This is a genomic window from Phenylobacterium hankyongense, assembly GCF_003254505.1.
Taxonomy (GTDB): domain Bacteria; phylum Pseudomonadota; class Alphaproteobacteria; order Caulobacterales; family Caulobacteraceae; genus Phenylobacterium; species Phenylobacterium hankyongense.
On record NZ_QFYP01000001.1, the window covers coordinates 1,154,486 to 1,176,460 of the forward strand.

Genomic DNA, 21,975 nt, shown 5'->3' on the forward strand with positions numbered 1-21,975 from the left:
GAACGGCCCAGATGGCACGCGGAGGTACGCAGGCCGCAGCCCGCGGCAGGTTCAGACCCGTTCGATGGCCGCGGCCGCCTCGTCGATGGCCTTGACGATGGCGTCGAGCTGCTCCGGCGTGATCGGCCGCTGGGAGAGCCGCGACTGCAGGGCGAGGCCGAGGTTGCCCATGGCCCGGCCGATCCGCGGACGGGTGGATTCCGAGCCCTGCGCGGCCTCCGCCATCCGGCCGAACACGGCGTCGACGTTGGGCCGGTTCTGCGCCAGGGCCTCACGGCCGGTGTCGGTGATCTCGTAGAGCTTGCGGCCGGTCTCGCCGCCGGCCGGACGCACGAAGCCCTCGTCTTCCAGCAGGGCCAGGGTCGGGTAGATCACGCCCGGGCTCGGCCGATAGGCGCCGCCGGTGCGCTCCTCCAGCTCCTTGATCAGCTCGTAGCCGTGGCGGGGTTGCTCCTCCACCAGGGCGAGGATCACGAACCGCAGGTCGCCGTGCTCCAGGAAGCGGCCGATCCGGCCGCCGCCCCGGCCGCGACCGTGCGGGCCCGCGGGTCCGCCATGGCCGCCCCAGGCGTGCCGGCTGCGGCAATCGTGATGTCGGAAGAAGTGTCTGTGCATGTGATTATCGATCCTATTTCGATATGTCGATAATCTGGATATATCTAGACCGCATCGGAACGCAAGCGGTTTCGATATGTCTATTTGCCGGGCTGCGCCTGCCGCAGGACCTCGGCCAGCAGTTTCCCCTCGGCGCTGCGGTTGGAGCCCGCCCGCCAGGCGACCACGATCTCGCGGCTGGGGTCCTTGGCGTCGATCGGCCGGATGGCGATCGGCGCGGCTTCCGCCAGGCCCGCCTGCACCGCCATCGCCGGCAGGAAGGTAACGCCGAGGCCGGAGCCGACCATCTGCACCAGGGTCGGCAGGGAGGTGGCGGCGAAGGTCTCCTCGTCCGAGGCTTTCGGCGGCTTCAGCCCGCAGGCGGCGAGCGCGTGCTCGCGCAGGCAGTGGCCGTCCTCCAGCAGGATCAGCCCCTCGCGCTCCATGTCCTCCGGCGTCGCGGAGCGCTGGCTGGCCAGCCGGTGATTGGCGGGCATGGCCGCCATCAGCTCGTCGTTCGACACATGCGCCCAGTTCAGCCCGGTCATGTCGTAGGGCAGCGCGATCAGCGCGGCGTCCAGCTGGCCGGCCTTCAGCGCCGCGATCAGCCGCTGGGTGAGGTCCTCGCGCAGGAACAGCCGCAGCTTGGGGAACTGCTGGCGCAGCAGCGGCAGGGCGATCGGCAGCAGGAAGGGCGCGATGGTCGGGATCACCCCCAGCCGGAAGCGGCCGGCCAGCGGCTTGCCGGCGTTGGCGGCGGCCTCCACCAGCTCCTCCGCCTCGTTGAGGATCACGGTGGCGCGGCGCAGGGCCTCCTCGCCGACCGCGGTGAGGATGACGCCGGAGCGGGCCCGGTCGACGACCGCCGCGCCGAGCGTGCGCTCGAGTTCCTGGATGCCCGCCGACAGGGTCGGCTGGGTGACGTGGGCCGCGTCGGCGGCGCGGCCGAAGCTGCCGTGTTCGGCCAGGAGCTTCAGGTACTGCAGTTGTCTGAGGGTCGGAAGCATGGGCTCAATATAGACCAGCTCTATCAGATCGCCAAAAACAATCGATTTGCCCGCTGGGCGGCGGGCGCCTATCTCCACCTCCGACGGCGACGCCGGGAGTTCTCAGGCGCGCCGGACAGACCTTAAAAGGAGTTTTCTCATGCTGGGTGTTGGCGAGACGCTGCCCGACTTCAAGATCGTGGGCGTGAAGCCCAAGTTCATGCGCCACGAAGAAAAGGGCGAGAGCGCCTTCGAGGCGCTGACCAAGGACAGCTTCCCGGGCAAGTGGAAGGTCATCTTCTTCTATCCGAAGGACTTCACCTTCGTCTGCCCGACCGAGATCGCCGAATTCGCGCGGCTGAACCCGCAGTTCGACGAGCGCGACGCCGTCGTGCTCGGCGGCTCGACGGACAACGAGCATTCCAAGCTCGGCTGGCGCCGGGAGCACCCGGACCTCAACAACCTGGCGATCTGGAACTTCGCCGACAGCTCCGGCAAGTTCGCCCGCGCGCTGGGGGTGCTGAACGAGGACGAGGGCGTCGCCTACCGCGCCACCTTCGTGGTCGATCCGGACAATGCGATCCAGCACGTCTACGTCAACAACCTCAACGTCGGCCGCAATCCGCAGGACACCCTGCGCGTGCTCGACGCCCTGCAGACCGACGAGCTCTGCCCCTGCAACCGTTCGGTCGGCGGCGAGACCCTGAAGGCCGCCTGAGGCCTGCGACCACAACGGGGGAGGCTCCGGCCTCCCCCACCCCCATCTTGTTGGAGATCCCCCATGTCGCTCGACACCCTGCGCGAGACGCTGCCCGCCTACGCCAAGGACCTCAGCCTCAACCTCTCGAGCCTGGCCGGCGAGACCACGCTCTCCGACCAGCAGAAGTGGGGTTGCTTCCTGGCGTCCGCCCACGCCGTCGGCCAGCCCGCGGTGGTCAGCGCGGTGCAGGCCGAAGCGACCGCGGCCGGCCTGTCGGAAGAAGCCGCCACCGCCGCCAAGGCCGCGGCGGCGATCATGGGCATGAACAACGTCTACTACCGCGCGCTGCACCTGATCTCGAACCCGGAGTACCGCACCCTGCCGGCCCGACTACGGATGAACGTCATCGCCAATCCCGGGGTCGAGAAGGCCGATTTCGAGCTCTGGTGCACGGCGGTCTCGGCGGTCAACGGCTGCGGCATGTGCCTGGACACCCACGAGGCCGAGCTGAAGAAGCACGGCGTGCCGGCGCTGAACATCCAGGCGGCGCTGCGGATCGCCGCGGTGGTCAACGCCGTCAGCCGGGTGCTGCAGGCCGAGGCGACGGCCGCGGCCTAGTCGCCCTCCGGCGAAGCCCGCGCTTGACGGCGCGGGCTCGCGCGGCGCTTTGAAGCGCCATGCCGTTCGACGCCACCGTACTGACCATGTTCCCCGAGGCCTTTCCGGGCCCGCTCGGCGTGTCGCTGATCGGCACGGCGTGGCGCGAGCAGGGGCTCTGGAGCCTCGAAACGGTGGACATTCGGGGCTTTTCCAAGGATAAGCGCGGCTTCCTCGACGACACCCCTGCGGGTGGCGGTCCGGGACAGGTGATGCGGGCGGACGTCATCGCCTCCGCGCTGGACAGCGTGGAGCAGCGAGAGCGGCCGCTTTTGTACATGAGCGCCCGGGGCCGGCCCCTGACCCAGGCGCGCGTGCGTGAGTGGGCTTCGGGCCCGGGGCTGATCGTTCTTTGCGGTCGGTTCGAAGGGGTGGACCAGCGGGTGCTCGACGCCCGCGGGTTCGAGGAGGTCGCCGTGGGCGACGCGGTGCTCGCCGGCGGCGAGGCGGCGGCGCTGGTGGCGATCGAAGCGTGCGTACGGCTGGTCCCGGGGGTCCTGGGACAGGCCGAGAGCTTGAGTGAAGAAAGCTTCGAGGACGGGCTCCTCGAGCATCCGCAGTACACGCGACCGCGGACGTTCGAAGGCCTCGACATCCCCGAGGTGCTGCTGGGCGGCCACCACGCCGAGGTTCGGAAGTGGCGGCAGGCGCAGCGGGAACAGACCACGCGGGAGCGGCGGCCGGACTTGTGGGCGCGGCGATCCGCCAATCAACAGGCAAAGGGCGAGTAAAGCCCAGTAAGGACAACGACATGAACGTGATCGAACAACTCCAGAAGGAAGAGGCCGACCGCCTCCTCGCCCTTCGCAAGGTCCCCGAATTCCAGCCCGGCGACACCGTCCGCGTGAACGTGCGGATCAAGGAAGGCGAGCGCGAGCGCGTCCAGGCCTATGAGGGCGTCTGCATCGCCCGTGGCGGCCGCGGCATCGACGAGAGCTTCACGGTCCGCAAGATCTCCTTCGGCGAAGGCGTCGAGCGGGTCTTCCCGGTGATGTCGCCGATGATCGAATCCATCGAGGTGAAGCGCCGCGGCGTCGTGCGTCGCGCCAAGCTCTATTACCTGCGCGACCGTCGCGGGAAGTCGGCCCGGATCGCCGAGCGCCAGATGAGCTCGACGGCGAAGGACACGGCTCCGGAGACCTCGGAAGCCTAAGCGCTCCGGGTCCCAGCAACAGTTTCAGGCGGCGGCCGTGGCGACACGGCCGCCGTTTTCGTATCCGGCGCCTTCCTATCCGGCGTCCGGGCGCGGCCAAAGAAAAGCCCCGGTGCGGATGATCCGGCGCCGGGGCTCAACTTCAAGGTGACGATGGCGTTACATCGGGGGGGCGTCGTAGGGCCTCCGTCACGCTGGAATAACAATCATCCCGCCGGCCTGTTCCGGGCCGCGGGGAAAATTCGGCGGAAAAATTCGGCGGCGGCCGGACGGAACCGGTGGAGCTTGGCGGGATTTCTGCTGCGGACCCTGAAGGACGCGAGCCATGCGAGAGCATTCGGCCCTGAAGCCTGAACGGCCCGACCCGACCGAGCCGGGCTCGGGCCCGCTGATGTTCCTGACCCTCCTGGCGGCGGCGGGGTTCGCCTGGGGCTGGGTGGCGCAGGCGGCGCTCGGGTCCTTCTAGCGCCTATTCGATCTCTTCGGGCGGAACGGCGACCAGCTTGCGGTCGGCGATGCGCACCTCGGGGACCGCCTCGCGGGTGAACGGCAGCCACCAGCTGGCGCCCTGCGCGGGCTGGATTTCCAGGAGGTCGCCGGCCCCGAAATCGTGCACCGACTTCACCTGGCCGAGCGGCTCGCCGGCCGGCGTCTCGACCGCCAGCCCGATCAGGTCGGCGAGGTAGAATTCGTCCTCCTCCGGCGCGGGAAGACGATCTCTCGGAATGAACAGCTGCAGGCCGCGCAGCGCCTCGGCCTGCTCGCGGGTCTGGACTTCGGCGACGCGGGCGATGATCCCGCCCTTGGTCGGCCGGCCGCCGGTCAGCGTCAGCCCCGGCGAGCCATCCTGGCGCAGCAGCCGGGCGTATTCGACCAGGGCCATCGGATCGGCGGTGAAGCTGGTGATGCGGACATCGCCCTTCACCCCGAACGCGCCGGCGACGCGCGCCACCAGGATCAGGTCGTCGCTCATCGCGTCCTTCTCCCCTCGGGGAGGAAGGCGTCGGGCGAGCGCCCGACGGACGAGGGGTCGAAAGCCCGTTCAGTCAAATCGATCACCAGCCTGGGCTGCTCTGAGGCCCCTTCCCCCAGGGGGAGAAGGGACGCTCAGGTCGCGGGCTTTAGGCCTGCTCTTCGCCGGCTTCGGCGGGAGCTTCGGCAGCGGCTTCCGCCGCGGGTTCGGCCGCAGGCGCTTCAGCCGGCGCGGCTTCGGCGACGGGCTCTTCGGCGGCGGCCGGCGCAGCTTCGGCGGGCGCTTCCTCGGCGGCGGGAGCAGCCTCGGCGACGGCTTCTTCAGCGGCCGGGGCGGGCTCTTCGGCGACCGGTTCCGGCTCCGGAGCCGGCGCGTTGCGGGCTTCCTCGGCGGCGGCGGCGCGGTCGGCTTCGCGCTGGGTGCGCTCTTCCGCACGTTCCTTGGCCTTGGCGCCCGGCAGGCCCTTGTTCGGGTTATTGCCGGCCTGCCATTGGCCGACGCCTTGCAGCGACAGCTCGCGGGCGACGCGGTCGGTGGGCTGGGCGCCCTTGGACATCCATTCCTGGATGCGCTCGACCTTCAGCACCACGCGCTGCGGATCGTCCTTCTTCAGGAGCGGGTTGTAGCTGCCCACCTTCTCGATGAAGCGGCCGTCGCGGGGCGAGTGGCTGTCGGCGACGACGATCGAGTAGTAGGGGCGCTTCTTGGCGCCGCCACGGGCGAGACGGATCTTCAGCATTCGTAGGTCCTTTGGTCTTTCGGTCTATTTCTTGAAGGGGTTGAAGCCGGGGGGCAGGCCGCCCAGCCCGGGTAGTTTCGGGCCGCCGCCCTGTTGCAGCTTGGCGGCCATCTCTTCGATTTCCTGCTGCGACGGCATCTTGCCGCCCCCCAGGCTCTTCAGGCGGTCCATGCCGCCGCCGCCCGCGCCGCCGCCGCCGAGCATCTGCGCCATCTGCGCGAAGCCGCGGCCGCCGCCCTTGCTCATCATCTTGAAGGCGTCCGCCATCTGGCGGTGCTGCTTGAGCAGCCGGTTGACCTCGGCCACCTCGACCCCGGCGCCGGCGGCGATGCGCCGCTTGCGCGAGGCCTGCAGGATGTCCGGCTTCTTGCGCTCGACCTTGGTCATCGAGGAGATGATCGCCGCCTGGCGGTCGACCATCTTGTCGGAGATGTTGGCCTCGGCGATCTGCTTCTTGATCTTCTGCACGCCGGGCAACAGGCCCATCAGGCCCTCCATGCCGCCCATCCGCTTCATCTGGGCGAGCTGCTCGGACATCATGTCGAGGTCGAACTGGCCCTTGGCCAGCCGCTTGGCCATGGCCTCGGCCTTGGCAACGTCGAGGTCCTGGGAAGCCTTCTCGACGAGGGCCACCACGTCGCCCTGGCCGAGGATCCGGCCGGCCACGCGGGCGGCGTCGAACACGTCGAGGCCGTCGATCTTCTCGGAGACGCCGAGGAACTTGATCGGCAGGCCGGTGACCGCGCGCATGGACAGCGCCGCGCCGCCGCGCCCGTCGCCGTCGGCGCGGGTCAGCACCAGGCCGGTCAGCGGCAGGCGCTCGTGGAAGGCCTTGGCGGTGCGCACCGCGTCCTGGCCGGTCAGGCTGTCGGCGACCAGCAGGGTCTCGGAGGGATTGCCGATGCGGGCGATCTCGGCGGCTTCCGACATCATCGCCTCGTCGAGCGTGGTGCGCCCGGCGGTGTCGAGGATGACGACGTCGTAGCCCTGAAGCTTGGCCGCGGAGATGGCGCGCTTGGCGATGTCGGGGGCCGACTGGCCGGCGACGATCGGCAGGCTGTCGACGCCGGCCTGGGTGGCGAGCGTCGCCAGCTGCTCCATGGCGGCCGGACGGCGGGTGTCCAGCGAGGCCAGCAGCACCTTCTTGCGCTCCTTGGCCAGGCGCAGGCCAAGCTTGGCCGCCGTGGTGGTCTTGCCGGAGCCTTGCAGGCCGGCCATCAGGATGACGGTCGGCGGGTTCAGCGAGAGGTTCAGCCCGACGGCCTCGCCCTCGCCGCCGAGCATCTCCACCAGGCCGTCGTAGGTGATCTTGACCACCTGGTCGGCGGGGCGGACCGAGCGGATCACCGCCTCGCCGGTGGCGCGTTCCTTGGCCTTGGCGATGAATTCGCGCACGACCGGCAGGGCGACGTCGGCCTCGAGCAGGGCCACCCGCACCTCGCGCAGGGCCTCGTCCACGTCCTTCTCGGACAAGACGCCCTTGCCGCCGAGGCGGTCAAAGACGCTGGAAAGCCGATCTGTCAGCGCGTCGAACAAAAGTCGCTCCTGTGGCCCAAACGCAGTCGACCCCCGTGGACGATTGCGTCGACGGGGGGCCTCGCCGTCCTCGTCCCATATGGTGGTGGGGGTCGTGACGGTGGAGGGCGCTGACCGAGGTTGGCGCCGGAAGGGCGCGCTTATGCGCCTGTGGACGAATTAGGTCAAGGAAGGGGCGGCGGCTCGTCGGAGACTTGGATGCGCGCCAAGTTGCTCCCCCGTTGGGGGAGCTGTCAGCGAAGCTGACTGAGGGGGCTTCCCCCTGGGTTGGCGCGGACCGCAGCTGCACAGCCGCGGTGGAAGCCCCCTCCGTCTCGGCGCTGTTGCGCCGATCCACCTCCCCCAGATCGCGCTGCGCGCTGGGGGAGGAATGACGATCCATGTCCGAAAGCCGCCAGCGGTTCTCGGCGGGCGGGGCTATATTCGCTCCATGACCCAATACACCCTGTTCGAGACCGCCATCGGCTGGGCCGGCGTCGCCTGGGGCGAGCGCGGGCTGGTCGGCGTCCACCTGCCGGAGCGGGAGGCGGAGAGCACGCGCCGCGGCGTGCTCAAGCGCTTCCCCGACGCCAGCGAGGGCGAACCGCCGGCGGCGGTCGGCGAGGTGATCGCCCGCATCCGCGCCCTGCTGGTCGGCGAGAAGATCGATTTCGCCGACGCGCCGCTCGACCTCGCCCGCGTCCCCGAGTTCAACGCCCGGGTCTATGCGATCGCCCGCGCCATTCCGCCGGGCGAGACCCTGACCTACGGCGAGATCGCGGTGAGGCTCGGCGACAAGCTTTTGGCCCGCGACGTCGGCCAGGCGCTGGGCCAGAACCCCTGGCCGATCGTCGTGCCCTGCCACCGGGTGACGGCGGCGGACGGCAAGCCGGGCGGCTTCTCCGCGCGCGGCGGCGTCAACACCAAGCTGAAGCTGCTGGCCATCGAGGGCGCCAAGGCCGCGGCCCAACCCTCGCTGTTCGACTGAGCCCGGCGCGCAATTGACGCCGGCGCCGGTTTTGCCGCGGGAAGGCTAGGCGACGCGCGGCGCGCCCGCTAACACCGCATCCATGGCCATCGGCGTGTTCGATTCCGGCGTGGGCGGTTTGACCGTCCATCACAGGCTCGTGGAGCGCTTCCCGCGAGCCGATTTCGTCTATCTCGCCGACCAGGCGAACGCCCCCTACGGCGGGCGGCCGGGCGAGGAGATCGTCGACCTGACCCGGGCCGGCTGCGAGCGGCTGTTCGCCGAGGGCTGCAACCTCGTGGTGCTGGCCTGCAACACCGCCGCCAGCGTGGCGCTCCGCCGGCTGCAGCAGACCTGGCTGCCGGGCTACCGCAAGGCGCTGGGGCGGCCGGTCAATGTGCTCGGCATCATCGTGCCGACCATCGAGGCGGCCACCGGCCTGCCCTGGGAGCACGAGGCCGAGCGGCGCGGCGACAAGGTGGAGAAGCTGGACGTCCTGGGGGTGTTCTCGACGCCGGCCACCGCCGCCAGCCGGGTCTATGAGATCGAGATCGACAAGCGCCGCCAGGACGTCGCGGTGTTCTCCGAACCCTGCCCGCAGCTGGCGCGGATGATCGAGGCCGGCGCGGACGCCGCCGAACTCGCCGCGGTCATCGAGGGCCATGTGGTCACCCTCGCCAAGCGCATCGGCCGGCCGCCGGACCGGGCGATCCTCGGCTGCACCCACTACGAGATCGTCGCCGACCTGTTCCGCGCCGCCCTGCCCCCCGGCACGCCGCTGATCCACCAGCCGGACGCCACCGCCGACGCCCTCGAACGCTACTTCGAGCGCCATCCCGAGATCGACCCCGGCGCCGGCGGCGCGCGCCGCTTCCTGACCACCGGCAAGCCCGGCGCCCAGCACAGCATGGTCGAGACCTTCTGGGGCGGCCCCTTGCGCTTCGAGCGCGCCTAGACGTCGCGCCTGCGGCCTCGCCGTCAGCTTGCCGCTGGTCGTCGCAGGGCTTAAGCGGAGCCCTTTCGCATCTGCAACATTTCGACGGCGCCCATGGAAACCGAAGACCTCACCGAGACCCTGCAGCTCGAACGGCTTGAGGTGAACCTGTTCCGCGGAACCACCGCCGACAACTCGCCGGGCCGGATCTTCGGCGGCCAGGTGATCGCCCAGTCGCTGCTGGCCGCCTACGAGACGGTGGAGGAGCGCATCTGCCACTCGATGCACTGCTACTTCATCCGCCCCGGGGACCCGACCGTGCCGATCGTCTTCGAGGTCGACCGCTCGCGCGACGGCGGCAGCTTCACGACGCGCCGGGTGATCGCCGTCCAGCACGGCCAGCAGATCTTCAACCTGGCGGCCTCTTTCCAGGTCGCCGAGGAAGGCTTCGAGCACCAGGCGCCGATGCCGGCCGCGCCGGGCTGGGCGGACCTGCCCGACGAGGCCGAAGCGCAGCGCGAGGCCATGAAGGACGCCCCGGAGGCGGCCAAGCGCTGGCTCTCCCGCCCGCGCCCCATCGAGATGCGCTCGGCCGATGCGCGGACCTATTTCCAGGACGGGCCGAAGGAGCCCACCAGCCAGGTGTGGTTCCGCGCCCGCGCGCCGATCGGCGGCGACCAGCACATGCACCAGGTGATCCTGGCCTACGCCTCGGACATGAACCTGCTGTCCACCTCCATGCGCCCGCACGGGGTGCATTGGCAGACGCCGGGCTTCCAGTCGGCCAGCCTCGACCACGCCATGTGGTTCCATCGGCCGGTGAACTTCAACGACTGGCACCTCTACGCCCAGGACAGCCCCTCGGCCTCCGGCGGGCGCGGCTTCATCCGCGGCACGGTCTACGCCGCCGACGGAACCCTGGTCGCCTCGGTCGCCCAGGAAGGCCTGATCCGGCTGCGCAAGCCGAAGTAGCCGGCGCCTCGTTCATTCCGCGGCCCGCCCTTCCTGCACGTAGGCGGTGAAGCCGGCCACCAGGTGGTCGAACATCAGCCGCATCCGGTGGCTGGCCTTCAGGTTCTCGTGCATGACGATCCAGACGCCGAGCCGGATGACGCTGATCCCCGGCATCACAGGGGTCAGGCCATAGCGCCGGCCGAGCGCGTCCTGGCAGACGCCGACCCCGAAGCCGGCGCGGACCGCGGCGAACTGGGCGAGGTCGTTGTCCGACCGGAAGGCGAAGCGCTCGCGGCTGACCGGCACGTTCAGGCCGGGCAGATCCTTGATGCCGCGCGAGTCGCTGTCGAAGCCGATCACCGCGTGCTGCTCGGTCAGGTCGTCGAGGCTGCACGGCGTCCCGTGCCGGGCGAGATAGTCCGCGGTCGCATAGAAGCCCATGCGGACCTCGCCCACCTTGCGGGCCACCAGGGCGTTCTGGCTGGGCGGCATCATCCGCACCGCGATGTCCGCCTCGCGGCGTGACAGGTCCTCGGCGGCGTTGGACAGCATCAGCTCGATGATCACGCCGGGGTGCCGTTCCCGGAAGGCGGTGAGCATCGGCGGCAGCACCTCCGCGCCGACCATCTCGCTGGCGGTGATGCGGATCGACCCGGTCACCGAGTCCTTGGCGCCCGACGCGTCGCGCAGGGCCGCCTGGGCCGCGGCGGACATCTCCTGCAGGTGCGGCAGCAGCTCAAGCGCCAGGTCGGTCGGCTGCAGGCCGCGCGGGGAGCGGACGAACAGCGGCGCGCCCAGCCGGCGCTCCAGGGTCTCGATGTGGCGGCCGAGCGTCGGTTGCGTCAGCCCGCGCCCCTTGGCGGCGGCCGACAGGCTGCCGGCCTCGAGCACTGCGTGCAGGCTCTGGAACAGGTCCCATTCGGTCGCGCCGGCCATGCGCCTATCAACACCCGATGCGCCGGGATCGGCAACGCCCGGCGCTCGCGCAGACGCAACGCGCGGGCAGGAACTTGCTGCAACTGCGGATAAAATGCGGCGTCGCAGCACTAGACGTGCGCGGGTCCGGGGACCTACATGCGGTCCATGCCCGGCAAGACGCTTTACGACAAGATTTGGGACGCCCACGTCGTCACCGCCTCCAGCGAAGGAGGCCAGGACGGCGAGGCCATCCTCTATATCGACCTGCACCTGATCCACGAGGTGACCACGCCGCAGGCCTTCGCCGGCCTGCGCGCGGCCCATCGGCCGGTGCGCCGTCCCGACCGCACCCTGGCGGTGGCGGACCACAACGTGCCGACCGAAGGCCAGGGCCTCGGCGTCGGCGCGGTGGCCGACGAGGAGGCGCGCCTGCAGTTGCAGACCCTGGAGCGCAACGTCGCGGAGAACGGCATCGAGTTCTTCCCGATGGGCGACGTCCGCAACGGCATCGTCCACGTGGTCGGCCCCGAGCAGGGGCGCACCCAGCCGGGGATGACCATCGTCTGCGGCGACAGCCATACCTCGACCCACGGCGCGTTCGGGGCGCTGGCCCAGGGCATCGGCACCTCCGAAGTCGAGCACGTGCTCGCCACCCAGACCCTGCGCCAGAAGAAATCGAAGAACCTGCGGGTGCTGATCGAGGGGACGCCCGCGCCAGGGGTCGGCGCCAAGGACTTCGCGCTGGCGGTGATCGGCGAGATCGGCACCGCCGGCGGCACCGGCTACGTCATCGAATACGCCGGTGACGCGGTCCGGGCGCTGTCCATGGAAGGGCGGATGACGCTCTGCAACCTGACCATCGAGGCGGGCGCCCGCGCCGGCCTGGTGGCGCCGGACGAGGCCACCTTCGACTACATCCGCGGCCGGCCGGCCGCGCCCAAGGGCGGCGCCTGGGAGATGGCGCTGGACTACTGGAAGAGCTTCTTCAGCGACCCCGACGCGGTGTTCGACCGCGAGGTGCGGATCGACGCCTCGGCCATCGCGCCGCTGGTCACCTGGGGCACCAGCCCCGAGGACGTGATCGCGGTCACCGACCGCGCGCCCGACCCCGCCGCGCTCGCCACCCCGGAGAAGCGGGCCTCGGCCGAGCGCGCGCTGGAATACATGGGCCTGACCGCCGGCCAGCCGATCACCGAGGCCAAGGTCGACGTGGTGTTCATCGGCTCATGCACCAACAGCCGCATCGAGGATCTGCGCCAGGCCGCCAAGGTGGCGGAAGGCCGCCAGGTCGCGCCGCACGTGCGGGCCATGGTGGTGCCGGGCTCGGGCCTGGTGAAGGCGCAGGCCGAGGAAGAGGGCCTGGACCAGGTGTTCCTGGCCGCCGGCTTCGAATGGCGCGAGCCGGGCTGCTCGATGTGCCTGGGCATGAACCCCGACCGCCTGAAGCCGGGCGAACGCTGCGCCTCGACCTCCAACCGCAACTTCGAGGGCCGGCAGGGCCGCGGCGGACGCACCCACCTGATGAGCCCGGCCATGGCCGCCGCCGCCGCCATCGCCGGCCACATCGCCGACGTCAGGGACTTCATCTGACGATGATCACCGCCCTGGACCATGTCGCCCTGGCGGTGCGGGACCTGGACGCCGCGGTGGAGGGCTACAGCCGCCTGCTGGGCGTCGCGCCCAATTGGCTGGGCGGCGACGGCGGCGCGCGCCACGCCTGGTTCCAGTTCCCCGACATGGCGCTGGACGTGATCAGCCCGCATGGCGAGGGCGCGTTCGGCGATCGCCTGCGCGGCCATCTCGAGGCGCACGGCGAGGGGATCTGGGCCGTGGCGTTCACGGCCAGCGACCTCGACGGTTTCCAGACGCTGCTCGGCCGGCGCGGCCTGCGCGCCACGCCGCCGGCGTTGACCCGCTCCACCCACGACGACGGCCGCAAGCGCTACTGGCTGGGTTCGAACCCGCACCCGGGCGACACCGGCGGCCTGCAGGTGCTGCTGATCGCCCCGCCGCGCGACGGCGTCGCCTGGCCGCTGTCCGAGCCGACCGGGGAGGCGCCGGTGACGCGCCTCGACCATGTGGTGGTCCGCACGCCGAACCCCGAGCGGGCGCTGGCCATCTGGGGCGCGAAGCTCGGCCTCGACCTGCGCCTGGATCGCAGCAACGCGCAGTGGGGCGCGCGCCAACTGTTCTTCAAGGCCGGCGACTCGGTGGTCGAGTTCGGCGCCAGCCTGGCGGCGCCGGTCTCCGCCGACCCCGACAGCTTCGGCGGCCTGGCCTGGCGGGTCGACGATCCGGACGCCGCCCGGCGCCGCCTGGCCGAGGCCGGCTTCGACGTCTCCGAGCTCCGCACCGGCCGCAAGCCGGGCACCCAGGTCTTCACCGTCCGCGACGCGCCCGCCGGCGTGCCCACCCTGATCCTCAGCGCCGAGCCGGCGCCCAGCCCTGCCCCACGAGAACCCGCCTGATGGACGCATTCACCCGCCTGGACGCCAAGATCGCGCCGTTGCCGATGGCCAACATCGACACCGACCAGATCATCCCCAAGCAGTTCCTCAAGACCATCGACCGCGAGGGCATGGCCAAGGGCCTGTTCTACGACTTCCGCTTCGACGAGCAGGGCCGGGAGAAGCCGGACTTCATCCTCAACCGGCCGGAGTACAAGGGCTCGGGCGTGCTGGTGGCCGGCGACAACTTCGGCTGCGGCTCCAGCCGCGAGCACGCCGCCTGGGCGCTGCTGGACTTCGGCGTCCGCTGCGTGATCTCCACCAGCTTCGCCGACATCTTCTACAACAACTGCTTCCAGAACGGCCTGCTGCCGGTGGTGCTGGGCGCCGACGAGGTGCAGGCGCTGATGGAGGAGGCCAAGGGCGGCAACCACCTGGTCACCGTGGACCTGGAGCAGCAGACGGTGGTCTCTCCGTCGGGCCAGACCTTCCGCTTCCAGATCGACCCGCAGCGCAAGGAGAAGATGCTGAAGGGCCTCGACGCCATCGGCGAGACCCTGCAGGCCGCGACCTCCATCGACGTCTACGAGATGAAGCGGGCGCTCGCCCAGCCGTGGCTGGAAGTCGCATGAGCGTCCTGATCGCCGGCACGATGCGCGTGCCGCCGCAGAACCTGGCCGCCCTGAAGCCGCACATGCACGCCATGCTGGCCGCCAGCCGCGCCGAGGACGGCTGCGTCGAATACTCCTATGGCGAGGATGTCGCCGAGCCGGGGCTGATCCGGGTGTTCGAGGTCTGGCGCGACCAGGCCGCCATCGACGCCCATTTCAAGACCCCGCACATGGCCAAATGGCGGGCCGCCGGCGCCGAACTGGGGGTCTCCGACCGCAGGCTCTTCAGCTACGAGGTCGGCTCCCAGCGCCCGCTGTGACACGGACGCCCGCCCGGGCAGGTTCCATGGACAGTCCGCCACCGGATCGACTATCACGCCAGGACGGCGGCCGGGGGGCTTGGGCCGCGGGCGACGGGTCTGGCGAGATGACGGGCGATGGAATCTGACAGGCCGCCCGTGAAGGCCGACCCCGCGACTCCCGCCCGGGAGCCCGGCGCGGACGCGCCGCCGCCCGGCCGCGCCGCGAGGACCCTCTGGCAGGACGACGACTTGGTCGCGGCGCAACGCGGCGTCGAATGGCTCTCCGGCCAGCTCGCCGAAGCCCAGGCGCGCAACCGAACCCTGGAAGCGCGACTGCAGGCCGTCGCCGCCTCGACGTCCTGGCGGATCACCCGGCCCTTGCGCGGCCTGATGCTGCTGCTCCGCGGCCAGCTCCCCCTGCGCCGGCTCGCCGCCCGGATGCGGCCTGGGGCGGCTCCGCCCGCCGAGCCGATCCGGCCGGCCCCCAGGCCGGTGCGGTTCCCGCGTCCCGGCACGCTGGCGGCGCTCCCGCCGCTCGCCACGGAGACGCCGCAGCCGCTCGACGTGACCGTCTCCGTGGTGGTGCCGACCTATAACGCCGGTCCCGAATTCCACTGGCTGCTGCGCAAGCTCCAGGGGCAGCAGGGGCTGGCGGGGATCGAGATCGTGGTGGTCGATTCCGGCTCCACCGACGGCACCGCCGAACTGGCCGAGCGGTCGGGCTGCAAGGTGGTGCGCATCCCCAACAGCGACTTCAGCCACAGCTATGCGCGCAACCTGGGCGCCGACAACGCCGGCGGCCAGCTGCTGCTGTTCACCGTGCAGGACGCCTATCCGATCGGCGACTGGTGGCTGCACACCCTGGCGCTCGCCCTGACCCGCCCGGCGTCGGAAGAGGTGCGGCTGGCCGCGGTCTCCTGCGCGGAGTTCCCGCGGCGCGACAGCGAGATCTTCTACAACGCCGCCGCCGAGAACCATTACCGCTTCCTGGGCTGCCACGACGTGGACCGGGTCGGGGCGTTCCGCGGCGAGGACCAGGTCGAGCTGCGCACCCAGGGCCAGCTCAGCGACGTGGCCTGCCTGATCGGCGCGGAGACCTTCCAGGCCTACCGCTACGAAGGCCGCTACGCCGAGGACCTGGTGCTGGGGATCCGGCTGATCCGCGACGGGCTGCGGACCGGCATGCTGTCGTCGGTGCGGGTGATCCACTCCCACAACCGCCCGCCCGCCTACCACCTGAAGCGCAGCTTCGTGGACCTGATCTTCCTCCTGGAGGTGTTCCCGGACTTCCCCCTGCCGCCGCCGCCGGCGATCGGCGCGGTGGTGACCGCGGCCCGGGCCTTCGATGGCCTGTTGCGGGACTGGCGGCCGGCCGCGGGCGCGCCGGCGGGGGCGGCGGTGCGCAGCCTGGCCGAAGCCGCCCGCCGCGGCCCGGTGCGGGTGCTGTCCAAGGCCGCCGCGCCCGATCTCGGCTTCGCGCCCTTGGGCCCCTGGCTCACCCACTGGCTCGAACAGGTCGACCCCGACTACGACCTCGCCGACCTGGAGCCGGTGCGGGAGATGTTCGTCGGCCGGCTGCGCCACATGGCAACCTATGTGGACGGGGTCTACGACGTGCTGGACGACCATCTCGCCGTCGACCTGACCGCGGCGGCCCACAAGACCCTGGCGGCGACGATCGGGGCGATGCTGGCCGTCTTCTACCTGGCCGAGGCGGGATCGGCGTCCGGCGCCCGACGCGCGGCGCTGGACGAGCTGCGGCGCATCATGCTGGCGGGGATCTGATGCGCATCCTCTACCTCGTCCACCAGTTCATGCCGGACTTCTCCGGCGGCACCGAGCAGGTGACGCTGAACCTGGCGCGCGCCGCCCAGTCGGCCGGCCACAGGGTGGACGTCTTCACCGTCACCGCGCCGGACAGCCCTGGCTGGAGCGAACGCGACGGCCTGCGGTTCGGCGTCGTCGAGGGCGTGCCGGTCTTCGCCCTGGCGCACCAGGACACCCCGACCGTCGAGCTGGGGTTCGGAGCCAACCCGCGGCTGGAGGCCGAATTCCGCCGCTTCCTGGAGTCGCGCCCGGCCTACGACGTGGCGCACGTCATGCACGCCTTCCGGCTGAACGAGGCCGCCGAGCTCCTCGCCGCGCGGCGCATTCCCTACGTGATGACGCTGACTGACTTCTACAGCCTGTGCTTCCGGATCAACCTGGTGCGGCTGGACGGCGGGCTGTGCGACGGCCCTCGCCAGGGCGAGGCCTGCGCCCGGCACTGCGCCACGCCGGAGCTCGAGCCTGCGGCCTACGCCGACCGCGTGGCGCGCACCGGACGCCTGCTGCGGCGGGCGTCGGCGGTGGCCGCGGTCTCGGACTATGTGGCGCAGGCCGTGCGCGCCGAACATCCCGACCTCGACGTGCGGGTCATTGCCAACGGCGTCGACCTGCTCGGCCTCGGCGCGCCGGCGCGCGACCCGGCGTCCCGCTCGGCGTCGGGCAAGCTGACCTTAGGCTACCTCGGCACGGTGTCCGAGGCCAAGGGCGCGGTCATGCTGGCCGAGGCCTTCGCCGCCGCCAGCCCCGCCAACGCCCGCCTGCGGATGGTCGGCCCCTGCCATGAGCCGCAGAGCCGCGCCCGCGTCGAGGCCCTGCTCGGCCGGGCCGACATCACGCTCGACGGCCCGGTGGCGGCCTCGGAGGTGGGCCGGGTGCTGGGCGGGTTCGACCTGCTCTGCGTCCCGAGCCTGGTCCCGGAGGCCTTCTCCCTGGCCCTGCACGAGGGGTTCGCAGTCGGCCTGCCCGCGTTGGTGGCCGATCGCGGCGCGCCGCCGCTGGTGGTTGCGGCCCGTGGCTGCGGCCGGGTGGCGCCGGCCGGCGACGTGGCCGCCTGGGCGCGGGCCATCGACGACATCGCCGCCGATCCGCAACAGCTTACGGCCTGGGCCGCGCGGGTCCCCCTGCCCCAGCGGATCGAGGAGGAAGGCTTCCTCTACACCGAACTCTACCGGGCCGCGGCCACGGCCCCCGACCGAACTGGCGACTGATCTGGCGACGGACCTGCCGCTGGGGGGTTCCCGCGAGGCGGCTCTTCGCCTAGGAGGTCGCTCACCACAGTCCAGTTTCCTCGGGGACCCGCCATGACCGACCTGCTGCTCCTGCCCGGCGACGGCATCGGCCCCGAAGTGACCGCCCAGGTGCGCCGCGTGGCCGCCAAGCTGATCCCCGAGCTGACCATCGACGAGCGGCCCTTCGGCGGGACCAGCTTCGACCAGCTCGGCACGCCCCTGAGCGACGAGACCCTGGCCACCGCCAAGGCCGCGAAGGCGGTGCTGATGGGCGCCGTCGGCGGACCGCAGTACGCCAACGTGCCCCGCGACAAGCGCCCGGAGGCGGGCCTGCTGGGCCTGCGCGCCGGCATGGGGGTGTTCGCCAACCTGCGCCCGGCGCTCTGCTTCCAGCCGCTGGCCGACGCCTCGACCCTGAAGCGCGAGGTGGTGGAAGGCCTCGACTTCATGATCGTCCGCGAGCTCACCGGCGGCATCTACTTCGGCTCCCCGCGGTTCATCGAGGAGCTGCCGGGCGGCGGCAAGCGCGCGGTCGACACCCAGGTCTACACGACCCCGGAGATCGAGCGGGTCGCCCGCGTCGCCTTCGAACTGGCCCGCGGCCGCCGCAACAAGGTGACCAGCGCCGAGAAGTCGAACGTGATGGACTCCGGCCTGCTCTGGCGCGAGGTGGTCACCGACCTGCACCGGCGCGAGTACGCCGACGTCGCGCTGGAGCACATCCTGGCCGACAACGCGGCCATGCAGATCGTCAAGAACCCCAAGCAGTTCGACGTCATGGTCACCGACAACCTGTTCGGCGACATCCTCTCCGACGCCGCCGCCCAGCTGACCGGGTCGCTGGGCATGCTGCCGTCGGCGGCGCTCGGCCTGCCCGGGACGCCGGGGCTGTACGAGCCCATCCACGGCTCGGCGCCGGACATCGCCGGCAAGGGCATCGCCAATCCGCTGGCGGCGATCCTATCGTTCGAGATGGCGCTGCGCTGGTCGCTGGGCCGGCCGGACCTCGCCGCGCGCCTGTACGCGGCGGTCGAGCGGGCTTTGGAGAGCGGCGCCCGCACGCCGGATCTCGGCGGCGCGCTGACCTCCGAGCAGATGGGCGACGCGGTGCTGGCCGCGCTCTAGGCGTCGCCGCCAGGGCTCCGCTCGGGCGAGCCCTGGAAAGCGTCTGTTAACCGCGATCGGCGATATCTGAGGGCCGCAATTCCCGCTGCCCCCGAGTACGCCTTGGCGAAGATCCCCTCCGTCTGTCGCCGCCGCCGCTCGCAACGCCCCAGCGCTGCGCCCCGCTGAGCCATGGCCCTCGATCCCGCCTCCCGCGCGCGCTTCAACCTGGAAAAGGCCTCGGTCCTGCTGCTGGACGAGACCCCGATGGGCATGTCCATCCTGGTGCAGATCGTCACCGCCCTGGGGGCCAAGAAGCTGCACCGCTGCGCGGATGTGGAGCAGGCCCAGGACGCGGCGTCGAAACACGAGCTCGACCTGGCCATCGTCGACAGCATGGCGCCCACCGGCCAGGGCTATGACTTCGTCAAATGGCTGCGCCAGAACGCCCAGGAGCCCAACTGCTACACCCCGGTGCTGCTGACCACGTCGCACACCCCGGCCTCCGACGTGGTCCGGGCCCGCGACTGCGGCAGCCACATCATCATCAAGAAGCCGATCGCGCCTATCGTGATGCTGGAGCGGATCGTCTGGGTCGCCAAGGAAGGCCGGCCGTTCCTGTTCGCCGGCAGCTATGTCGGCCCCGACCGCCGGTTCCGCGACAACGGCCCGCCGGACGGCGTCGGCCGGCGGCGCGAGGACCTGGTCGCCCAGGACACCGCCGGGAGCGGCCCCGGCGGGGCGCACGTGAAGATCGGCCCGGAGCCCAGCGCGCCCTCATGACCAGTGTCCGTTTCGTATTCCCCAAGCCCAAGCTGGCGGAGCTGCTGCGGACGCCGGGCGGCCTGCCCGTGGCGGAGGCCCTGGAGCGGGCGAACGCCAACCTGCTGGAGATCCGGCCCTCCTGCCTGGGCGAACTCCAGACGCTGCTCGACTACGCCGAGGCGGCGTTCGCGGTGATCGGCGCGGAGTTCGACGACGACGGCATGGCCGGACTCTACGCCATCGCCGTGCGGGCCATCGGCGCGGGCGGGGTCTGCGGCGTGCCCGCGGTGGACGTGGCGCTCACCAGCCTCTGCGACCTCCTGGACCACCTGCGCACCAACCACCGCTTCGACCGCGAGGCGATCGGCGTGCACGTGCGCGCCTGGCGCCTGCTGATGACGCCGGGCCTGCCGATCGGCGGCAGCGACGCGGTGCTGAACGGCCTGCGCCAGGTCAGCGCGCGCTACGCCGGGGCGTGAGATAGCCTTCCTGACGGGCGGATGAGCATCGCTCGCCTTGCCTCGGGATGATCGAGGGCGTAACGGGACGCTTCCCAGCTTTAGGAGAATTGCGATGGGTTACCGGGTGGCCGTTGTCGGCGCCACGGGCAACGTGGGCCGTGAGATGTTGAACATCCTCGAGGAAGTCGACTTCCCCGTTGAGAAGATTCACGCCATCGCCTCGCGCAAATCCATCGGCGTGGAAGTGTCCTTCGGCGATCAGATCCTCAAGTGCGAGGACGTCGAGCAGTTCGACTTCTCGACCGTCGACGTGGTGCTGATGTCGGTCAGCGGCTCGTTCTCCAAGGAATGGTCGCCCAAGATCGGCGCGGCCGGCCCGATCGTCATCGACAACTCCTCGGCCTGGCGCATGGACCCCGACGTGCCGCTCGTGGTGCCGGAAGTGAACCCGGACGACGTGGAGTGGGCGAACCGCAAGAACATCATCGCCAACCCGAACTGCTCCACGGCCCAGCTGGTCGTGGCGCTGAAGCCCCTGCACGACCGCGCGCGCATCAAGCGGGTGGTGGTCTCGACCTACCAGTCGGTGTCCGGCGCGGGCAAGGAGGGCATGGACGAGCTGTTCGACCAGACCAAGAACGTCTTCGTCCTGGGCGCCACGCCCCCGAAGAAGTTCCCCAAGCAGATCGCCTTCAACGTGATCCCCTTCATCGGCGCCTTCCAGGACGACGGCTACACCGACGAAGAAGCCAAGATGTGGAACGAGACCCACAAGATGATCGACCCGGCGATCAAGCTGACGGTCACCTGCGTCCGCGTCCCGGTCATGGTCGGTCACTCCGAGGCGGTGAACATCGAGTTCCACGAGCCCCTGGACGAGGACGAAGCGCGCGACATCCTGCGCGACAGCCCCGGCCTGATCGTCATCGATAAGCGCGACGACAAGGGCTACATGACGCCGAAGGAGGCCCAGGGCGAGTTCCCGGTCTTCGTCAGCCGCATCCGAAACGATCCGACCGTGGAGAACGGCCTGAACCTGTGGGTGGTGGCCGACAACCTGCGCAAGGGCGCGGCGCTGAACGCGGTGCAGATCGCCGAACTGCTCCACGCCCGCGGCCTGATCCGCCAGAAGGCCCTCGCCTAAGGCCATGCCGCCTGCCTCTGCGCCCGGCGGCGAAGCCCGCCTGGCGCTGACGGCGGGAATCAGCTGCTACCTGATCTGGGGGCTGGTGCCCCTGGTGTTCCAGGCCATGGGACGCCTGGGGATCAGCCCCTGGGAGATCCTCGCCAACCGCACCATCTGGGCGGCGCCTTCGGCGCTGGTCTTCGTGCTGGTGGCGCGGCAGGGACGCCAGGTGCTGGCGGTGGTGCGGGACCCGCGGGTCCTCGGCTGGCTGGCGCTCTCCGCGCTGCTGATCGCCATCAACTGGATGACCTACATCTGGGCGGTGAACTCCGGCCGGGTGCTGGAGACCAGCCTCGGCTACTACCTCATCCCCCTGCTGGCGATGGCGGCGGGCGCCCTGGTGTTCCGGGAACGCATCGACCGGATCGGAGCGCTGTCCATCGCGCTCGCGGCGGTGGGCGTGGCGATCCAGGCCCTGGCGCTTGGGCAGTTGCCGCTGGTCTCGCTGACGGTGGCGGTCAGCTTCTGCGGCTACGGCATCGTCCGCAAGCGGGTGGCGGCCGACGCGCAGACCGGCCTGCTCGTCGAATGCCTGATCCTCGCCGTCCCCGGCCTCGCCTATGTGCTCTGGCTGCAGCACAGCGGCGCAGGCCACCTCGGCGCGAGCCCGGTCGCCACCGCCTGGCTGGTCGCCTGCGGCCCGATCACCGCCTTCCCGCTGCTGCTGTTCTCCTGGGCCGCCCGGCGCGTGCCGTTCTCGGTGATCGGCTTCCTGCAGTTCATCGCGCCCACCATCGGCGTCGTGATCGGCGTGCTGCAGGGCGAGGCCTTCACCCCGGCGCGGGCGGTGTCGTTCGTGTTCATCTGGGGCGGGGCGGCGGTGTTCGCCTACGGCGCCTGGCGCAGGAGCCGGACGGTGGCGCAGGCCATGACCGAGGCCGCGCCCGCCGAATGAGGCGCGAAAACCGGGCCGACATACGCGAGTATGCCTAGCGGAGCCGTGCGCGACGGGC

25 protein-coding genes are annotated in these 21,975 nt (G+C 70.9%); 19 read left to right on the forward strand and 6 right to left on the reverse strand.

All coding sequences use genetic code 11. From position 1 onward, the window contains the following. Positions 1-51 precede the first annotated feature (51 nt). Both DJ021_RS05545 and DJ021_RS05550 read right to left on the reverse strand, forming a co-directional pair. Positions 52-615: a PadR family transcriptional regulator gene (locus DJ021_RS05545; RefSeq protein ID WP_111456598.1), complete on the reverse strand. Its 564-nt coding sequence runs from the start codon at positions 613-615 to the stop codon at positions 52-54. A gap of 80 nt (positions 616-695) precedes the next feature. Next, complete coding sequence (locus DJ021_RS05550) at positions 696-1,601, reverse strand: hydrogen peroxide-inducible genes activator (RefSeq protein WP_111456599.1); 906 nt, start codon at positions 1,599-1,601, stop codon at positions 696-698. Between the two features lie 139 nt (positions 1,602-1,740). Here DJ021_RS05550 and DJ021_RS05555 point away from each other — a divergent pair, with 139 nt between their 5' ends. From DJ021_RS05555 to DJ021_RS18825, 5 genes are all read left to right on the forward strand, one after another. Further along, complete coding sequence (locus tag DJ021_RS05555; RefSeq protein WP_111456600.1) at positions 1,741-2,298, forward strand: peroxiredoxin; 558 nt, start codon at positions 1,741-1,743, stop codon at positions 2,296-2,298. 63 nt (positions 2,299-2,361) lie between these two features. After that, positions 2,362-2,898: an alkylhydroperoxidase, AhpD family gene (gene ahpD / locus DJ021_RS05560; protein WP_111456601.1), complete on the forward strand. Its 537-nt coding sequence runs from the start codon at positions 2,362-2,364 to the stop codon at positions 2,896-2,898. Positions 2,899-2,957: 59 nt separating this feature from the next. Continuing rightward, on the forward strand, positions 2,958-3,668 hold the full coding sequence (gene trmD, locus DJ021_RS05565) for a tRNA (guanosine(37)-N1)-methyltransferase TrmD (RefSeq protein ID WP_111456602.1): 711 nt from the start codon (positions 2,958-2,960) through the stop codon (positions 3,666-3,668). A gap of 20 nt (positions 3,669-3,688) precedes the next feature. Beyond that, a complete protein-coding gene (gene rplS, locus DJ021_RS05570) occupies positions 3,689-4,090 on the forward strand; it encodes a 50S ribosomal protein L19 (protein WP_111456603.1) in 402 nt (133 codons plus the stop codon). Between the two features lie 325 nt (positions 4,091-4,415). After that, entirely contained in the window at positions 4,416-4,556 is a 141-nt protein-coding gene (locus DJ021_RS18825) for a hypothetical protein (RefSeq protein WP_165837124.1), read from the forward strand. Positions 4,557-4,559: 3 nt separating this feature from the next. Here DJ021_RS18825 and rimM read toward each other — a convergent pair whose 3' ends face one another. The 3 genes from rimM to ffh all read right to left on the reverse strand — a co-directional run bounded on the left by rimM (position 4,560) and on the right by ffh (position 7,338). Then, on the reverse strand, positions 4,560-5,063 hold the full coding sequence (gene rimM / locus DJ021_RS05575) for a ribosome maturation factor RimM (protein ID WP_111456604.1): 504 nt from the start codon (positions 5,061-5,063) through the stop codon (positions 4,560-4,562). A 148-nt stretch (positions 5,064-5,211) separates the two neighbouring features. Next, the gene (gene rpsP / locus DJ021_RS05580) at positions 5,212-5,802 is read right to left on the reverse strand and encodes a 30S ribosomal protein S16 (RefSeq protein WP_111456605.1); all 591 of its coding nucleotides are present in this window, start codon (positions 5,800-5,802) and stop codon (positions 5,212-5,214) included. Between the two features lie 24 nt (positions 5,803-5,826). Beyond that, a complete protein-coding gene (ffh, locus tag DJ021_RS05585) occupies positions 5,827-7,338 on the reverse strand; it encodes a signal recognition particle protein (RefSeq protein ID WP_111456606.1) in 1,512 nt (503 codons plus the stop codon). Between the two features lie 430 nt (positions 7,339-7,768). Here ffh and DJ021_RS05590 point away from each other — a divergent pair, with 430 nt between their 5' ends. The 3 genes from DJ021_RS05590 to DJ021_RS05600 all read left to right on the forward strand — a co-directional run bounded on the left by DJ021_RS05590 (position 7,769) and on the right by DJ021_RS05600 (position 10,190). After that, positions 7,769-8,305: a methylated-DNA--[protein]-cysteine S-methyltransferase gene (locus DJ021_RS05590; protein WP_111456607.1), complete on the forward strand. Its 537-nt coding sequence runs from the start codon at positions 7,769-7,771 to the stop codon at positions 8,303-8,305. A gap of 82 nt (positions 8,306-8,387) precedes the next feature. Further along, on the forward strand, positions 8,388-9,239 hold the full coding sequence (locus DJ021_RS05595; RefSeq protein ID WP_111456608.1) for a glutamate racemase: 852 nt from the start codon (positions 8,388-8,390) through the stop codon (positions 9,237-9,239). A gap of 93 nt (positions 9,240-9,332) precedes the next feature. Then, on the forward strand, positions 9,333-10,190 hold the full coding sequence (locus DJ021_RS05600) for an acyl-CoA thioesterase (protein WP_111456609.1): 858 nt from the start codon (positions 9,333-9,335) through the stop codon (positions 10,188-10,190). 12 nt (positions 10,191-10,202) lie between these two features. On the opposite strand, the gene DJ021_RS05605 is transcribed toward DJ021_RS05600, so the two are convergent. Beyond that, positions 10,203-11,108: a LysR family transcriptional regulator gene (locus tag DJ021_RS05605; RefSeq protein ID WP_111456610.1), complete on the reverse strand. Its 906-nt coding sequence runs from the start codon at positions 11,106-11,108 to the stop codon at positions 10,203-10,205. A 147-nt stretch (positions 11,109-11,255) separates the two neighbouring features. Here DJ021_RS05605 and leuC point away from each other — a divergent pair, with 147 nt between their 5' ends. The 11 genes from leuC to rarD all read left to right on the forward strand — a co-directional run bounded on the left by leuC (position 11,256) and on the right by rarD (position 21,917). Next, the gene (gene leuC / locus DJ021_RS05610) at positions 11,256-12,680 is read left to right on the forward strand and encodes a 3-isopropylmalate dehydratase large subunit (RefSeq protein WP_111458987.1); all 1,425 of its coding nucleotides are present in this window, start codon (positions 11,256-11,258) and stop codon (positions 12,678-12,680) included. A gap of 2 nt (positions 12,681-12,682) precedes the next feature. Beyond that, on the forward strand, positions 12,683-13,558 hold the full coding sequence (locus tag DJ021_RS05615; RefSeq protein WP_111456611.1) for a VOC family protein: 876 nt from the start codon (positions 12,683-12,685) through the stop codon (positions 13,556-13,558). After that, positions 13,558-14,169 carry a 3-isopropylmalate dehydratase small subunit gene (leuD, locus tag DJ021_RS05620; protein ID WP_111456612.1) on the forward strand — a complete coding sequence of 204 codons (612 nt, stop codon included), beginning with the start codon at positions 13,558-13,560 and terminating at the stop codon, positions 14,167-14,169. The genes DJ021_RS05615 and leuD overlap by 1 nt, the downstream gene beginning before the upstream one ends. Then, positions 14,166-14,468 (forward strand): putative quinol monooxygenase, encoded by a 303-nt coding sequence (locus DJ021_RS05625; RefSeq protein ID WP_111456613.1) that lies wholly within the window; start codon positions 14,166-14,168, stop codon positions 14,466-14,468. The genes leuD and DJ021_RS05625 overlap by 4 nt, the downstream gene beginning before the upstream one ends. A 117-nt stretch (positions 14,469-14,585) precedes the next feature. Further along, the gene (locus DJ021_RS05630; RefSeq protein ID WP_111456614.1) at positions 14,586-16,235 is read left to right on the forward strand and encodes a glycosyltransferase family 2 protein; all 1,650 of its coding nucleotides are present in this window, start codon (positions 14,586-14,588) and stop codon (positions 16,233-16,235) included. Continuing rightward, on the forward strand, positions 16,235-17,485 hold the full coding sequence (locus DJ021_RS05635) for a glycosyltransferase (protein ID WP_111456615.1): 1,251 nt from the start codon (positions 16,235-16,237) through the stop codon (positions 17,483-17,485). Before DJ021_RS05630 ends, DJ021_RS05635 begins: the two co-directional genes overlap by 1 nt. A gap of 93 nt (positions 17,486-17,578) precedes the next feature. Beyond that, positions 17,579-18,631: a 3-isopropylmalate dehydrogenase gene (gene leuB, locus DJ021_RS05640; RefSeq protein WP_111456616.1), complete on the forward strand. Its 1,053-nt coding sequence runs from the start codon at positions 17,579-17,581 to the stop codon at positions 18,629-18,631. A gap of 171 nt (positions 18,632-18,802) precedes the next feature. Further along, positions 18,803-19,393, forward strand: coding sequence for a response regulator (locus DJ021_RS05645; protein ID WP_111456617.1), 591 nt, complete (start codon positions 18,803-18,805; stop codon positions 19,391-19,393). Next, positions 19,390-19,854: a hypothetical protein gene (locus tag DJ021_RS05650; RefSeq protein WP_111456618.1), complete on the forward strand. Its 465-nt coding sequence runs from the start codon at positions 19,390-19,392 to the stop codon at positions 19,852-19,854. Before DJ021_RS05645 ends, DJ021_RS05650 begins: the two co-directional genes overlap by 4 nt. Positions 19,855-19,948: 94 nt before the next feature. Then, positions 19,949-20,980, forward strand: a complete 1,032-nt coding sequence (locus tag DJ021_RS05655; protein ID WP_111456619.1) for an aspartate-semialdehyde dehydrogenase — start codon at positions 19,949-19,951, stop codon at positions 20,978-20,980. A 4-nt stretch (positions 20,981-20,984) separates the two neighbouring features. Then, the gene (gene rarD / locus DJ021_RS05660; protein ID WP_111456620.1) at positions 20,985-21,917 is read left to right on the forward strand and encodes an EamA family transporter RarD; all 933 of its coding nucleotides are present in this window, start codon (positions 20,985-20,987) and stop codon (positions 21,915-21,917) included. The last annotated feature ends 58 nt before the right edge of the window (positions 21,918-21,975 follow it).

Excerpts from the sequence above, each read along its gene's own strand:
- DJ021_RS05545 (WP_111456598.1), bottom strand. The coding sequence starts at position 615 with ATGCACAGACACTTCTTCCGACATCACGATTGCCGCAGCCGGCACGCC.
- DJ021_RS05550 (WP_111456599.1), bottom strand. The coding sequence starts at position 1,601 with ATGCTTCCGACCCTCAGACAACTGCAGTACCTGAAGCTCCTGGCCGAA.
- DJ021_RS05555 (WP_111456600.1), top strand. The coding sequence starts at position 1,741 with ATGCTGGGTGTTGGCGAGACGCTGCCCGACTTCAAGATCGTGGGCGTG.
- ahpD (WP_111456601.1), top strand. The coding sequence starts at position 2,362 with ATGTCGCTCGACACCCTGCGCGAGACGCTGCCCGCCTACGCCAAGGAC.
- trmD (WP_111456602.1), top strand. The coding sequence starts at position 2,958 with ATGCCGTTCGACGCCACCGTACTGACCATGTTCCCCGAGGCCTTTCCG.
- rplS (WP_111456603.1), top strand. The coding sequence starts at position 3,689 with ATGAACGTGATCGAACAACTCCAGAAGGAAGAGGCCGACCGCCTCCTC.
- DJ021_RS18825 (WP_165837124.1), top strand. The coding sequence starts at position 4,416 with ATGCGAGAGCATTCGGCCCTGAAGCCTGAACGGCCCGACCCGACCGAG.
- rimM (WP_111456604.1), bottom strand. The coding sequence starts at position 5,063 with ATGAGCGACGACCTGATCCTGGTGGCGCGCGTCGCCGGCGCGTTCGGG.
- rpsP (WP_111456605.1), bottom strand. The coding sequence starts at position 5,802 with ATGCTGAAGATCCGTCTCGCCCGTGGCGGCGCCAAGAAGCGCCCCTAC.
- DJ021_RS05590 (WP_111456607.1), top strand. The coding sequence starts at position 7,769 with ATGACCCAATACACCCTGTTCGAGACCGCCATCGGCTGGGCCGGCGTC.
- DJ021_RS05595 (WP_111456608.1), top strand. The coding sequence starts at position 8,388 with ATGGCCATCGGCGTGTTCGATTCCGGCGTGGGCGGTTTGACCGTCCAT.
- DJ021_RS05600 (WP_111456609.1), top strand. The coding sequence starts at position 9,333 with ATGGAAACCGAAGACCTCACCGAGACCCTGCAGCTCGAACGGCTTGAG.
- DJ021_RS05605 (WP_111456610.1), bottom strand. The coding sequence starts at position 11,108 with ATGGCCGGCGCGACCGAATGGGACCTGTTCCAGAGCCTGCACGCAGTG.
- leuC (WP_111458987.1), top strand. The coding sequence starts at position 11,256 with ATGCCCGGCAAGACGCTTTACGACAAGATTTGGGACGCCCACGTCGTC.
- DJ021_RS05615 (WP_111456611.1), top strand. The coding sequence starts at position 12,683 with ATGATCACCGCCCTGGACCATGTCGCCCTGGCGGTGCGGGACCTGGAC.
- leuD (WP_111456612.1), top strand. The coding sequence starts at position 13,558 with ATGGACGCATTCACCCGCCTGGACGCCAAGATCGCGCCGTTGCCGATG.
- DJ021_RS05625 (WP_111456613.1), top strand. The coding sequence starts at position 14,166 with ATGAGCGTCCTGATCGCCGGCACGATGCGCGTGCCGCCGCAGAACCTG.
- DJ021_RS05630 (WP_111456614.1), top strand. The coding sequence starts at position 14,586 with ATGGAATCTGACAGGCCGCCCGTGAAGGCCGACCCCGCGACTCCCGCC.
- DJ021_RS05635 (WP_111456615.1), top strand. The coding sequence starts at position 16,235 with ATGCGCATCCTCTACCTCGTCCACCAGTTCATGCCGGACTTCTCCGGC.
- leuB (WP_111456616.1), top strand. The coding sequence starts at position 17,579 with ATGACCGACCTGCTGCTCCTGCCCGGCGACGGCATCGGCCCCGAAGTG.
- DJ021_RS05645 (WP_111456617.1), top strand. The coding sequence starts at position 18,803 with ATGGCCCTCGATCCCGCCTCCCGCGCGCGCTTCAACCTGGAAAAGGCC.
- DJ021_RS05650 (WP_111456618.1), top strand. The coding sequence starts at position 19,390 with ATGACCAGTGTCCGTTTCGTATTCCCCAAGCCCAAGCTGGCGGAGCTG.
- DJ021_RS05655 (WP_111456619.1), top strand. The coding sequence starts at position 19,949 with ATGGGTTACCGGGTGGCCGTTGTCGGCGCCACGGGCAACGTGGGCCGT.
- rarD (WP_111456620.1), top strand. The coding sequence starts at position 20,985 with ATGCCGCCTGCCTCTGCGCCCGGCGGCGAAGCCCGCCTGGCGCTGACG.